This window comes from Exiguobacterium chiriqhucha RW-2, assembly GCF_000416965.1.
Lineage (GTDB): Bacteria > Bacillota > Bacilli > Exiguobacteriales > Exiguobacteriaceae > Exiguobacterium > Exiguobacterium chiriqhucha.
The window spans coordinates 237,823-251,479 of the sequence record NZ_ATCL01000009.1 but is presented as its reverse complement, the minus strand read 5'-3'; the positions used below and the strand labels follow the sequence as shown (position 1 = coordinate 251,479).

At 52.5% G+C, this 13,657-nt stretch carries 13 protein-coding genes; 1 reads left to right on the top strand and 12 read right to left on the bottom strand.

What is annotated here, in order from left to right; all coding sequences use genetic code 11:
* Positions 1–228: 228 nt before the first annotated feature.
* The 6 genes from dnaI to M467_RS18465 all read right to left on the bottom strand — a co-directional run bounded on the left by dnaI (position 229) and on the right by M467_RS18465 (position 5,156).
* Entirely contained in the window at positions 229–1,143 is a 915-nt protein-coding gene (gene dnaI, locus M467_RS18490; protein WP_021065636.1) for a primosomal protein DnaI, read from the bottom strand.
* A gap of 5 nt (positions 1,144–1,148) precedes the next feature.
* The gene (locus M467_RS18485) at positions 1,149–2,501 is read right to left on the bottom strand and encodes a DnaD domain protein (protein WP_021065635.1); all 1,353 of its coding nucleotides are present in this window, start codon (positions 2,499–2,501) and stop codon (positions 1,149–1,151) included.
* 42 nt (positions 2,502–2,543) lie between these two features.
* Positions 2,544–3,011: a transcriptional regulator NrdR gene (nrdR, locus tag M467_RS18480; RefSeq protein ID WP_021065634.1), complete on the bottom strand. Its 468-nt coding sequence runs from the start codon at positions 3,009–3,011 to the stop codon at positions 2,544–2,546.
* Positions 3,012–3,023: 12 nt separating this feature from the next.
* Complete coding sequence (locus M467_RS18475; protein ID WP_021065633.1) at positions 3,024–3,395, bottom strand: hypothetical protein; 372 nt, start codon at positions 3,393–3,395, stop codon at positions 3,024–3,026.
* 111 nt (positions 3,396–3,506) lie between these two features.
* The gene (gene speD / locus M467_RS18470; RefSeq protein ID WP_029595188.1) at positions 3,507–3,893 is read right to left on the bottom strand and encodes an adenosylmethionine decarboxylase; all 387 of its coding nucleotides are present in this window, start codon (positions 3,891–3,893) and stop codon (positions 3,507–3,509) included.
* 231 nt (positions 3,894–4,124) lie between these two features.
* Positions 4,125–5,156 (bottom strand): glyceraldehyde-3-phosphate dehydrogenase, encoded by a 1,032-nt coding sequence (locus M467_RS18465; protein WP_021065632.1) that lies wholly within the window; start codon positions 5,154–5,156, stop codon positions 4,125–4,127.
* A gap of 155 nt (positions 5,157–5,311) precedes the next feature.
* Here M467_RS18465 and M467_RS18460 point away from each other — a divergent pair, with 155 nt between their 5' ends.
* A complete protein-coding gene (locus M467_RS18460) occupies positions 5,312–5,794 on the top strand; it encodes a site-2 protease family protein (RefSeq protein ID WP_021065631.1) in 483 nt (160 codons plus the stop codon).
* Positions 5,795–5,811: 17 nt separating this feature from the next.
* Here M467_RS18460 and coaE read toward each other — a convergent pair whose 3' ends face one another.
* The 6 genes from coaE to mdh all read right to left on the bottom strand — a co-directional run bounded on the left by coaE (position 5,812) and on the right by mdh (position 13,629).
* Positions 5,812–6,417: a dephospho-CoA kinase gene (coaE, locus tag M467_RS18455; protein ID WP_021065630.1), complete on the bottom strand. Its 606-nt coding sequence runs from the start codon at positions 6,415–6,417 to the stop codon at positions 5,812–5,814.
* Between the two features lie 12 nt (positions 6,418–6,429).
* A complete protein-coding gene (mutM, locus tag M467_RS18450) occupies positions 6,430–7,254 on the bottom strand; it encodes a DNA-formamidopyrimidine glycosylase (protein WP_021065629.1) in 825 nt (274 codons plus the stop codon).
* 20 nt (positions 7,255–7,274) lie between these two features.
* Positions 7,275–9,872: a DNA polymerase I gene (gene polA / locus M467_RS18445; protein ID WP_021065628.1), complete on the bottom strand. Its 2,598-nt coding sequence runs from the start codon at positions 9,870–9,872 to the stop codon at positions 7,275–7,277.
* 207 nt (positions 9,873–10,079) lie between these two features.
* Positions 10,080–11,807: a two-component system histidine kinase PnpS gene (gene pnpS, locus M467_RS18440; RefSeq protein ID WP_021065627.1), complete on the bottom strand. Its 1,728-nt coding sequence runs from the start codon at positions 11,805–11,807 to the stop codon at positions 10,080–10,082.
* Positions 11,804–12,508 carry a response regulator transcription factor gene (locus M467_RS18435; protein ID WP_021065626.1) on the bottom strand — a complete coding sequence of 235 codons (705 nt, stop codon included), beginning with the start codon at positions 12,506–12,508 and terminating at the stop codon, positions 11,804–11,806. Before M467_RS18435 ends, pnpS begins: the two co-directional genes overlap by 4 nt.
* A gap of 185 nt (positions 12,509–12,693) precedes the next feature.
* Positions 12,694–13,629: a malate dehydrogenase gene (mdh, locus tag M467_RS18430; protein WP_021065625.1), complete on the bottom strand. Its 936-nt coding sequence runs from the start codon at positions 13,627–13,629 to the stop codon at positions 12,694–12,696.
* Positions 13,630–13,657 lie beyond the last annotated feature (28 nt).

The window sequence follows — 13,657 nt, the reverse complement described above, 5'->3', positions numbered from 1 at the left end:
CACCCTCGTTCCCAAGCGATCCGCTTGGCTCGAACACACGATAACGAGTGTGAATCGCCGCACGATTGACCCGTACGGTGCTCTGAGGGAGTAAGGCGATCGGCGTGTTTAGGAAGCTCTCACCAGCCTTCCCTCGCTTTGAAACCCGTTACGACGTCTCATGTCCTCTTCAATGCATCGGTTATATGCTTATTAGTATAGTCAACTCGTTCCAGAAATACAATCCCTTTACCGCCGTCGATTCTCACCTTTTAACTCGATTTGCGTCGTCGTCGTCGAGATGCGTTGCATGAGCCGCTGCGCCTTCATTTTGTTCTGTGGCGAACCGTCGATCGAGAAGTGGGTCTCGAGCTCTTCTCCGCTGAAGTTCGAGCTGTAAAGCGTCGGCAAGCGATGCATCATGCGATACTGCAAAATAATGCCGAACAGTTCATCCCGTACCCACGGACTGATCGCCTCGGCCCCGATGTCATCAATCAATAACACCGGCACGTGTTGGAATGACGTCAAAAACGAATCGAACGAGTCGGTCCGGATTTTCCGTTTCGCTTCCGAGACGAATCCCGGGGCGTGGACAAGGATTGTCTCGATGTCCGCCACTTTCAGCTCGTTGGCGATCGCCGCGAGCAAGTACGTCTTCCCGACGCCGAAGCTGCCGTGAAGGTATAAACCGTTCACTTTTTGGCGGGTCTTCATGCCTGAGACGAACCGCATCGATTCACGGAGTGCGATTTTACGGGCGTCATCGGACCAGTCGAACGATTCAAAGCTCGCCTCTCGCACTTCCTCCGGCAAGAATAGACTCTTGAACTTCCGGTCCATCTCTTTTTGGCGCCGTGCTTGACGATGCTTCACCGTCTCTTCATAACGGATTGCGATTTGACCGAGGTCGACATAGAGCACCGGCTGATGGCCCGGGATGACGGCTTGCTCCTCGACGAGCTTCTTACCGTCCATCTGTTCCGCATATTCACTGAGCTTCGTAAAGCCGACTTCGACCGCCGTCTCGTCTAACTCCGGATGCGCCTTTAAAAAAGCGACGACTTCTGGATGTTCGAGGGTGCGCCGGCGAATCGATTCGTACGCTTCCCGCACTTCTTTCCGGTTCATCATTTGGGCGAGCGTTTGATTGATGCGTTCCATGTCCCTCATCCTTTCTCTTTCAATTCATTCAACAGCTTAACGAGTTCCGCGTCGTCCGGGACCGATGCCTCGAGCTCTTGTTTTCGTTTTTGATCGTACGTCCGTTGCTCTTTCGCCTCGTCTTCGAGCCATTTTGGCATCTCGGTCTTGTCTTTGCGTCTCGAGCCGACGGTCGTCCGCTGTTGCACATTCTCCCGTTTCTGCTGTTTCTTCTCGATGAGCGCATCTTGTGTCGCTTCTTGTTCCAACGCGTCTTTGGCGTTTAAATAGCCCGCCGTCTTCCAACTCGTCGCGATCCGCATGACATAGTTCTCACTGAGCCGCGTCTGCTTCTTCACTTCGATACAGTAATAGAACAATGCATTGATGACACTTGGCGCGAGCCCGAGCGTATCGACGAGATCGATAATGAGTTGCTCGTCACTCTTCGACAGTTGTGGCGTCTTCCGTAACGTCGACACGTATTGATGCGGATGCGCTTCTTCCATGACCGTCACGTCATGCAAATCACCGATTTCTGCTTTTACCGTCTCGTCCGACTTCACTTTCCGATGGCGCGTTTGTTTCTTCTTCAACTGCAACACCATTTGGCGGCAGCCGTCGCGCTTCTCTTGCTCGCTGAGTGGTAGATACGCCTCGTGGACGAAATACTCCTTCAACATCTCGGCCATCGTCTCTTCATCGATTTGTGAGACGTAGGCAAGCTTCGTGATCGTCTCATCGAGCTTCTTCGTGAAGAAGCCGACGGGGAAGTTCGTCAGTTTTTTGACGATTTCCATATCGAACGTATAGTTGATCTCGATTTTGGCGCGGTCAGGTTTCTCGTAGTTCTTTTGGGTGAACGCCATATGATTGACGCCTTTGACGTCGAACACTTCATTAAAGTCTTTCGTCACCTCGATAATCCCGGCCGGCAATGGATCGATCGTGAATCGTCCTTGCAACTGTTTAAAGCGAACTTCCCCGACTTTATAGAAGAGAAAACTCGACAACAGTCCGTCGTTCAAGAACGTATGGGGTGCGAGCGGGACACGCAGTTGATATACGTACTGGGTCAAACGCTCATCTTTCGTCTTATACGTCCGGACGAGTCCGATCGCCTCGAGCCGGAACAGACAGTCCGTCAGCTCGTTAATCGAGTAATCGAGCATTTCACAGAGCGCGCTGTGCGACATATAATTCGATTTCATCTTCCCGGGCTTCAGCTCGCTCCAAAGCGTCTGATACATCGCAAGCGCCTTCACACCGATGACCGGCTGATATAAGTGGTACAACGACTGATACGACTCGCGATCGATGAGCCCAGTGCTCATAATCAACAGTTCGTCAGTCCCGTACAGTATTCGTTCTTTTTCCATGATAGGTCTCCCCTGAAAAAAGGCGACCAGCAGGCCGCCCCTCTAGTTGGTCGATTTTTCTTGCTTCATTAAATCTTCAAGTTCTTTAAAGAACACAGAGATATCTTTGAACTGGCGATAGACGGACGCGAAGCGGACGTAGGCCACTTCATCGACACGTGCCAATTCATTCATCACGAGCTCACCGACTTGCTCACTCGGAATCTCGGACTGACCGAGCGCGCGTAACTGTTGTTCGACTTTCGTGACCACGCCTTCGAGTTGCTCTAGCGTGACCGGTCGTTTCTCACACGCCCGAATAATCCCGCGAAGTACTTTCTCCCGGCTGAACTCTTCCCGATTCCCGTCTTTTTTAACGATGATGAGCGGGGTCTGTTCGACCGTTTCAAACGTGGTGAAGCGATAGCCGCACTCCTCGCATTCGCGACGGCGACGAATCGAATAGAAATCTTGTACTGGTCGGGAGTCGAGCACTCTCGTTCCATTATGATCGCATTTAGGACAACGCATGCTCAGCCCTCCTTATCGTTCGACAGATTGATTCCCGATGGCGCGGAGCGGGAACTTCACTTGCAGCGCCTCATAGTATGTGGTAACGATTTGACCAAGGTCCGGCCCGAGCATCTGGTCACGGTTCAACGTGAAGTCGACAGCCGTGCGTCCGCCATCCACTTGAATGACTGTCGCCAGCGCGTCCCAGCCGTCGCCGTTAAACGCCACTTCGCCCCGGTCTGTATCGACACGGCGAACCGTTTGTCCTTCTGTTTGAATCCGATCGCGGAGCCATGTGAGCACGGCGGTCGGCGAAGCCGCCACATAACGTGTGCGCAGCGCCTCATTTTTATGCGAATCGTCCGTCTGGACATGTGTTTGAAACTTATCCAATAATCCCATTATCCACCTCGACACCTTATTTATATAGGTTAAGCATATCAAAATTAAGCGGTTAACAAAACAATTAAAAGGGCTGACCGAAATTCGGCCAGCCTCAAAAGGTCAATCTGATTATTTGCTGATTGCAACTTGTGCTTCCGGAACACGAATCGGTCCCATTCCGCGATCAAGTTTCACGTCCTCACGAACTTTTGCTTCCAAGCCTTCCGCGATGTACTGCGAAGCTGTGGCCGGATCGATTCGGTCCCCACATGTGAACACATCGACTGATGCGTAGCCATGCTCAGGGAAACTGTGAATCGTTAAGTGTGATTCTGAGATGATAACGACTCCACTTACACCGTGTGGCGCAAATTTGTGGAAAGCGACTTCGCGGACTTCAGCGCCCGAACGAAGTGCTGCATCGACGAACAAGCGCTCGATGTAGTCGATATCGTTCAATTTGTCGGGATTGCACTCCCAAAGTTCTGTAATAATGTGACGTCCCATAGTATCCATATTAGTGGATCCCCCTTTACATCAATGGTCTCAAAGTAGTTGATGATCACTCACTTTGTGCCTGAATCGCCCACAACCACGGGGGCAAGTTAGTCCTAAGAGGTCCTAACCCTTTAAGTTGCGTTTGTCAGACCAATTGAAGTTCACGAGTTAGAGTGTATCGCGTTTGGGACGTCGATACAAGACATTTGTTTCAATTCATTGAAAATATTTTTGTGTAAATATATTTTTTCAGACGTGGGTTTCTTGTTGTCCGATTTGTAGGTAGCTCGCGACCATGTCCAACAAGTCGACGACACGGCACGAATAGCCCCATTCGTTATCGTACCAAGCGAGCACTTTGACGTGATTGCCCCCGAGCACCATCGTCGAATCGGCATCGATAATCGATGAACGTTCATCCCCGTTGAAGTCGATGGAGACGAGCGGTTCGTTCGAGACACCGAGAATACCCGTCATCTCTCCATGTGCGGCACGCTCGAACGCCTGATTCACTTCATCTACCGTCACGTCACGGCGCAACTCGACGACGAGGTCGACGAGTGAGACGTTCGGTGTCGGTACGCGAAGTGCCATCCCGTTCAACTTCCCTTGCAATTCAGGCAAGACGAGTCCGATGGCTTTGGCAGCCCCGGTCGAAGTCGGTATAATGGAACTACCACAAGCGCGAGCGCGCCGAAGGTCTTTATGCGGATTGTCGATATTGTTTTGATCATTCGTATAGGCATGCACGGTTGTGACGAGCCCCGTCTCGATTCCGAACGTCGAGTCCAATACTTTAACGACCGGACCGAGACAGTTCGTCGTGCACGAGGCGTTCGAGATGACGTGATCGTGCTCCGGTAAATAATCACGATCGTTCACCCCCATGACAATCGTCCGCAGCTCCCCTTTTCCTGGTGCCGTCAAAATAACTTTCTTCGCACCTGCCGTCAAATGTTTTTTCGCCCCGACATCTGAATTAAATTTACCAGTCGCCTCGATGACGATTTCAACCCCGAGCTCATTCCACGGCAACCGCTCCGGATCACGCTCGGAGACGAGCATGATTCGCTTCCCATCAACTTCAAGCGCATCCCCATGCGCCCGGACCGTGAGTGTGAACGGTCCGTGGACCGTGTCGTGCTTAATCAAGTGGGCGAGCGTCTCCGCCGGATAACTCGCATTGATGGCGACCACGTCGTGACGCCCTTCGAGCATCAATTTTCGGAACACCATTCTCCCGATTCGACCAAATCCATTGATTGCAACTTTCGTCCCCATGTAAAGTCCCCCTTTTTTCTGCGTTACGACACCATTATAACGGAAAAATGGAAGCGTTTTCACTATGAATCGTCACATTTCTTTCACTTTTTTACAGTTTCAGATTTGAAAAAGAGGGAAATTTGGTGTAGAGCTTGGAAAGGAGCTAGGACAGCATGTTCGATTGGACCGATTTAGACAAATTTATCATCTCGTTTTTCATCATTTTGCCGATAGTGACGATTATCCATCAATTCGGCCATTTCTTCTTCGCGAAACTCTTTGGGGGTTCGCTCGATATGGAGATTGGAACCGGTAAAAAATTATTCAAAGTCGGGCGCCTACAATTCAACCGTGTCTACTTCTATGACGCGTGGTGTCAGTTCAGTGACTTGAAATATAGTAACCGATTGACCCGCAGTATCGTCTACGCGGGCGGATCCATCTTCAACCTATCGAGCATCTTGATCGTGAACGCCTTCATCTTGATGCGGGAGATTGAACCGACGCTTTATACGTATCAATTCGCGTACTTCTCGTTTTATTACGTCTTCTTCTCGCTCTATCCGATTTATTATTCGAACGGTCATCCGAGTGACGGCCGAGCCATCTTCGATACATGGAAGAAAGGCAGACCAGACTCAGACCCGTTAAACTGAACAAAAAAAGAAGGCGCTCAGTCGCCTTCTTTTTTCATGTCTTCAAATTGTTCGACGAGGCGGGCCACTTGGGCCGACAAATCGCCTAAGGCACCGTTGTTGTTGATTAAAAAATCAGCCTGTTGCTTCTTCTCTTCAATCGGCATTTGGGCATGAATGCGCGCGAGCGCTTCAGCTTTCGTCAAGCCGTTCCGCTCCATGAGGCGCATCAACTGAATCTCTTCCCGGCAATAGACGACGACCGTATAATCGACGAGGTCCCGCATCGTCCCTTCGAACAAGAGCGGGATGTCGAATATGACGACCGTTTCCCCTGCCGTCTCATATCCACGCATCTCCTCGAGCATCTCCTCACGGATGGCCGGATGCATGAGCTGATTCAGCAACTGACGTTTGGCGTCATCATGAAAAATCTCACGTCCGAGCGCCTGACGGTTCAACGCGTCGCCCGAGAAGCATTGTGGGAACGCCTCACGAACGGCCGCGAACGCCTTGCCTCCCGGCTCGATGACGATCCGTGCCATTTTATCGGCATCGATAATCGGAATTCCTTGTTTTCGAAACAGACGGGATACGGTCGACTTCCCTGTCGCAATTCCACCTGTCAAACCAATCTTCAACATCATGTCCACCTCTTACTGTTGGCAGTGCGGACAGTAGTGCGTGCCCCGTCCGCCCAATTTCATCTTTTCAATCGGTCGGCCGCATCGTTTACACGGCTCACCGGTCTGTCCGTACACATAGAGCGTCTCTTGATACGTTCCGCTCGCCCCATCCGGATTCGTATAGCTTCGGATCGTGCTCCCGCCGCGTTCAATCGCTTCTGTCAACACGGCCACAGCTTCTTGATGCACCAAGCGCACCTCGTCAAGCGAGAGCGAGGCCGACGGACGAGTCGGATGGACCCCGGCCCGGAACAATGTCTCATCGACGTAAATGTTGCCGAGGCCGACGAAAATCGACTGGTCGAGGAGTGCCGTCTTGATGGCACGGACATTCATCCTCTTCAAGCGGGTGTGGAGCGTCTCTGCCGTCACTCCCGAATCGAACGGTTCAAGTGCGAGCAGCGACAGCGGCGGTGTCACATACAAGTCGTCATTCGTCTTCAGTTCCATCGTGCCAAACTTTCTGACATCGTTGTAATGAAGCGTCGTCCCGTCCGTGAACGTGAAGACGACGTGCGTATGTTTGACCGGATTGACCATTTCGTCATGCGGGAAGAATTTCCCTTCCATTCGGAGATGCGAAACGAGATATCCGTTTGTCAACTTGAACAAAATAAATTTCCCACGCCGCTCGACGTCTTGAATCGTCTCGTCGAGCAACTGTTGTTTCCAAATCTCCGGTTCGTGTCCCCGAATGATTTTCGCGTCGAGCACCTCGACATTTGCAATCGTTTTTCCGGAGACGAACGGTCGCAATCGGCGACAGACCGTCTCCACTTCTGGTAATTCAGGCATATTGATTTCCTTTCTCGATCTTATTTCGTGTCGAACCACGTCTCACCGAACGAACCGTCCGCGCGGAGCGGGACATCCAAGGTGATTGTGTGCTCCATCGCTTGCTTGACGATTTTTTCGAGCGCTTCCGTCTCTGCTTTCGGTCCTTCGAAGATGAGTTCATCGTGGACTTGAAGCAATAGTTTCGAGCGTAAGCCCGATTCGCGGAGCGCCACATCGACGTCAATCATCGCTTTCTTGATAATATCGGCTGCCGTCCCTTGAATCGGCGTATTGATGGCCGTCCGTTCGGCGAAACCGCGCAAGTTGAAGTTGCGGGAATGGATGTCCGGGATATTGCGGCGGCGTTTCAACATCGTCTCGACGTAGCCGTGTTCCCGGGCCCGTTCGATGGCGGCATCCATGAATCGTTTCACTCCTGGGAACTGCTCGAAGTACGTATCGATGAACGTCTGCGCTTCTTTTCGGCTAATGCCGAGGTTTTGCGACAGCCCGTAATCACTAATGCCATAGATGATTCCGAAGTTGACCGCTTTCGCTTGGCGTCGCATGAGCGACGTCACTTCTTCTTTGGCGACCCGGAACACGTTGGCTGCCGTCGACGTATGGATATCCTCGTCATGCAGGAACGCCTCGAGCATCTTTTCATCCTGCGACATGTGGGCCATGATGCGGAGTTCGATTTGTGAGTAGTCGACCGCATAGAGCACCCAATCGGATTCGCTCGCCGTGAACGCCTTACGAATCCGGCGCCCTTCTTCCAAGCGAATCGGGATGTTTTGCAAGTTCGGGTTGACCGACGATAATCGTCCCGTCTGCGTCAACGTCTGCGTGTAACGGGTATGGATTTTCCCGTCGTCCTTGATGACTTTCTGTAACCCCTCGACGTACGTCGACTGCAACTTCCCAAGTTCGCGGTAATGCATGATATGTTCGACGATCGGGTGGAGTGGTGCAAGCTTCTCAAGCACGTCCGCCGCCGTCGAGTACCCCGTCTTTGTCTTCTTGACCGGCGGCAACGCCAGCTTCTCGAACAAGATGACGCCGAGTTGCTTCGGTGAATTGATATTGAACGCTTCACCGGCGAGACTGTGAATTTCGGTCTCGAGCTGAAGCAGGCGTTCGCGAAGATCGTCTTCCATCACCTTCAACGTCGCCACATCGACATGAATCCCGGCCCACTCCATCTCAGCGAGCACCGAGGCGAGCGGTCGTTCCAAATCCTCATACAGCGATGTCTGCTCGTTTTTGACGAGTTCGTTACTGACGTTGACGAACAACGTCAAGATGGCCATCGCCTTCTCCCCGAGGTGCTGGTCGAGGACGTTTTGATCCGGCACGTGCAGTTTGGCACCTTTTCCGTATACGGCCTCGTCTTCCGGCAACGCATATTCGAAATGGGCGGCAATCGAGTCGAGCGTCGTCCCGCCCGACAAGTTGAGCAAATAGCCGGCGACGAGCAAGTCCTCGTAGCCTCGAAGCGACACGCCGTGGCGCTTCAGTTGAATGATTGTCTGTTTCGCATCGAGACAAATCGTGGCCCGGTCTTCATCCGCCAGCCACTCGCGGACAGTCGAGACGTCTAAGAGCGACACGTCGCCGACGGTCACTCCGGCTTTTGAAGCGATGGCTACGCCGATGACCGGTTCTTCGAAATAATCGTCGCGAAGTTGTTCGAGGAAGAGGACCGCCTCTGTCAAATCTTGCTCGTCAATCCCGATGTGGTTTACGTCACGCACTTCCACGGCTTCCTCGCTCGACGCGTCGAGACTCAGTTTCCCGAGAAGCGACTTGAACTGCAGGCTCATGAACAGCGGCTTCACTCTTCCAGCGTCATACGGATGGAACGTGAGCTCGTCCATGGTGACGTCAATCGGCACGTCGGTATAAATCGTCGCCAATTGTTTCGACATGAGCGCTTCTCGCTCGTTCGCCTCGACTTTCTCTTTTTGTTTCCCTTTCAGTTCGTGCGTATGTTCATACAGGCCTTCTACGGAACCGTAGGCCGTGAGCAATTTGAGGGCCGTCTTCTCACCGACACCGGGGATGCCCGGGATGTTATCGGATTTATCGCCCATCAGCCCCTTCAAATCAATCATTTGAAGCGGGCTCAGTCCCTCATACCGCTCGTGGAATGCCGCCGCGTCCATCGCCTCAACGTCGGTGATACCGCGCTTCGTCAAATAGACGGTGACACGGTCGTCAATCAACTGCAGTAAATCCTTATCACCGGTGACGACCGTCACTTGGTCGAACGCGGTATTTTTTGAAAGCGTCCCGATGATGTCATCGGCCTCGTACTGGTCGAGCTCAAGTACTTTGATACCGAACGCCTCGCAAATCTCACGGACGATCGGGAATTGCTCGCGGAGCTCACCCGGTGTCTTTTGCCGTCCACCTTTATAGTCGGCATACGTGTCGTGGCGGAACGTCTTTTTCGACGCATCGAACGCGACCGCGAAATGTGTCGGCTGTTCGTCTTCCATCAGCTTCAATAACATCATCGTGAACCCGTACACGGCGTTCGTGTTTCGACCGCTCGCATCCGTCATCGGAGGCAACGCGAAAAAGGCACGATACGTGAGTGAGTTTCCGTCAAGGAGTAGTAGTTTATTCATTGGACAACCTCCATTCTATCTGGTTCCATCATATCATACGGGTACATGCGTTCGAAAAAAAAGACCCTTTTCTAGGTACTAGAAAAGGGTCGATCTTCCCGATCGAGTGGAGATGAGCACCAATCGGGACACGAGATGATGAAGAGGTCTCATCCATAGAGTAGCATCGCTTTGTAAAGCCGGTATGAATTCACCATGAATTCCTTGTTAAGCACTCGGGAATTTGATGGTGAACGTCGTTCCTTCGCCTTCGACGCTATCGACTTGAATCGTCGCGTGATGGAGATCGACGATATGCTTGACGATGGCAAGACCAAGACCCGTCCCGCCGGAGTTTCGGCTCCGCGCCTTATCGACCCGGTAGAACCGTTCAAAGATTCGGCCCACTTCTTTCGGCGCGATGCCGATGCCGTTGTCTTTGACGATCAAATAAGAGCCGTCCGGTCTCTTCTCGACCGCAATCTCGACCTGGCTACCTTCCGGCGAGTAGTTAATCGCATTGGCGACGAGATTCAAGATGACTTGTTTGATTCGGTTCATGTCCGCCTGCAAGACGACTTCCCCATCATGACGCGACTCCAAGTGAATCGATTTCTGTTCCGCTTTTTGACTGAGCACGAGACAGACTTCCTCGACGAGCTGATTGAGTTGGACCGGGGTGAACTCCAAATGGAAGTCTTCCCGTTCGAGCCGCGACAGTTCGAGCAAGTCCTCGACGAGCATCTGCATGCGCGTCGCTTCCTTTTGAATGATATCCAAGAATTGATCGCGTAGTTCCGGCACTTCTTTCGCCCCGTCGAGCAGCGTCTCGCTGAAACCACGAATCGACGTGAGCGGCGTCTTCAGTTCATGACTGACGTTCGCGACGAAATCCTTGCGCATCTTCTCAAGTCGCTTCAACTCGCTGATGTCGTTAAAGAGAAGCGTCGTCCCGCGCAACATGCCTGTATCACTGAAAATCGGTGCGGCCGATACCATATACGTCTTTTGGTTGAAACCGGACCGAATCGATAGTTGTCGGCGATGCGGCTCCTCTGTCAAATAGACGTCTTCAATCAGCGTCTCAACGTCCGGGCTCGGCAAAATTCCATGATAAAACTGACCGATCATCAACTCATCATATTGGAACATGTCGCGATACGAGCGGTTGACGAGCGTCACGATGCCACGTTCGTCGACCAAAAGTAACCCTGCCCCCATATACTCGATGAGCGACTCAAGCCTTGCCCGTTGAACCGATTCCCCGAGTGAGATTGTCTCCAAGTTGCGGGCGAGCACGTTAATCGACCCGGCCAGGCTGCCCGTCTCCTCATCGTTTCGCAACTCGTAGACGCGGGCCCGATAGTTCCCGTCCGCCAGTTCCCGCAAGACGATGGTCGCCTCGTCGATCGGTCGGATGAATTGGTTCGTCAGGTTGTGTAACACGAAAAGGATTAAGAAGAACGAGAAAATCAAGGCTAGCGCGATGGTCAGCCAAATCCGGTCATACACCCCTTCCAAATCGGAGACATAACGGATAAAACTCAAATATACCGTGTCACCGGATGACAGTTCGATCGGCTTCGTGAACTGAATCAAGTCCTCGCGTGTCTCGTTGCCGAACGTCCCGCCTTCCGGAATCGACGAGGCATCCATCCGGAAATCAAAGGAACCGACCCGAAACGGTGTCCCGGCGATGACTTCCATCCGACGATTGAGGAGCAAGATATCGAAACTGCTCTCATCATCGATTTGACCGACGTAGTCTTGGATGTCCGCAAGGTCGCCTCCGTCTAAATAGAGCGCGGCCAACTCAGCGTCTTCTTTCAAGCGGTCGCGTTCAGAATCTAAATAGAAGTCTTTGAACAATTGACCGAGCACGATCCCGAGGGTCAATAAGACGCCCGTCACGAGCAGGATGAGCGTCGTCAAAAACCGCGAGCGGTACGTCTTCATTCGGGCATCGGCTCTTCCATCTTATAACCGAGGCCGCGAATCGTCTTGATATAGGTCGGTTTTTTTGTCACCGGTTCAATCTTCTCCCGGAGGTGACTGATGTGAACGTCCACGATGCGCGTATCTCCGACGAAATCGTAATTCCATATCGCCGACAAGAGCTGGTCGCGCGTCAAAACGCGTCCTTTGTTCTTGGCTAAGTAGGCTAACAGTTCGAACTCTTTCGGTGTCAACTCGAGCCGTTCGCCGTTTTTGAACACTTCATAGTTCGACGCGATGATTTTCACGTCGCCAATCTCGATGACGTCCGTGTCTGTCGCCGGAGCTTCTTGTGGGGCCGAACGGCGCAGGATGGCTTTGACCCGGGCCACGACTTCTCGTGGGCTGAACGGCTTCGTCAAATAGTCATCGGCACCGAGTTCGAGGCCGAGTACTTTATCGAACTCATCGTCTTTCGCCGTCAACATGAGAATCGGTGTGTTCACTTTTTGTTGGCGGAGCCGTTTGCAAACTTCGAGACCGTCCATCTCAGGCAACATCAAATCGAGGACAATCAAGACGGCATCTTGTTTCTCGGCCAGTTCAAGTCCGGTCTTTCCATCGTGCGCCGTCTCGACTTCGAATCCGGCTTGTTCTAAATTAAACTTTAATAACGTCGCAATCGACACCTCGTCATCGACAACAATTACTTTATCAGCCACGCTTAGTTCCTCCTCTAATCTATCTGTTCAGTCATGTACACTACCTATTTTACAAATCAATGCCACCTACGACCAACCTCAAAGCAAATCTTTACAAAAACAAAACAAATCCACGTTCTGCTTTCAGTGTAGCATGCGCCACGCATACAAAAAACCTCGTCTGCCATGGCAGACGAGGTAAGCCCTCAGTTGAGGACGTTCAGGACGGAGCGGACCGAGTCGGCTGAACGCTGTAGCGCCGCCGTTTCGGCTTCCGTCAATTCAAGTTCGAGCACACGTTCGATTCCGTTCGCACCAAGAATCGTCGGAACACCGAGATACAAGTCGTGGAAACCGTATTCGCCGTCGAGATACGCGATGGCCGGTAAAATACGCCGTTGATCTTTGAGAATCGCTTCGACCATCTCGACGATGGCCGCGGCCGGCGCATAGTAGGCCGATCCGTTCCCGAGCAGTTGGACGATCTCACCGCCGCCTTTACGGGTCCGATTGACGATTGCTTCGATGCGGTCGGTCGGCAACAATTTCTCGAGCGGGATTCCTCCCGCATACGAGTAGCGGATGAGCGGGACCATGTCATCCCCGTGCCCGCCGAGCACGAATCCAGAAACGTCCTTCACGGATATATTCAACTCCGCAGCGACGAACGTCCGGAACCGGGCCGTATCAAGCACACCGGATTGACCAATGACCCGCTCTTTCGGGAAGCCCGACTCTTTGAAGGCGGCATACGTCATCGCGTCGACCGGGTTCGTCAAGACGATGATAATCGCGTCCGGCGAGTAACGGGCCACTTCTTTCGTGACCGCCCGCATCACTTTGGCGTTCGTCGAGACGAGGTCGTCCCGGCTCATGCCTGGCTTGCGCGCGATTCCCGCTGTGATGACGACGATATCCGAGTCCGCCGTTTCGGCATAGTCCGACGTCCCTGTAATCCACGAGTCAAACCCTTGAATCGGCGCCGTCTCTTGCATATCGAGCGCTTTTCCTTTCGTCGGGTTCTCGTTTTCTTTGATATCGAGCAAGACGACGTTACCGAGTTCTTTTTGAGCCAAATACAGTGCCGTCGTGGCCCCCGTGAATCCGCTACCGATAACCGAGATTTTATTGCGACGAATCATTGTGCTCTCCCCCTTGGTTTAGCTGATG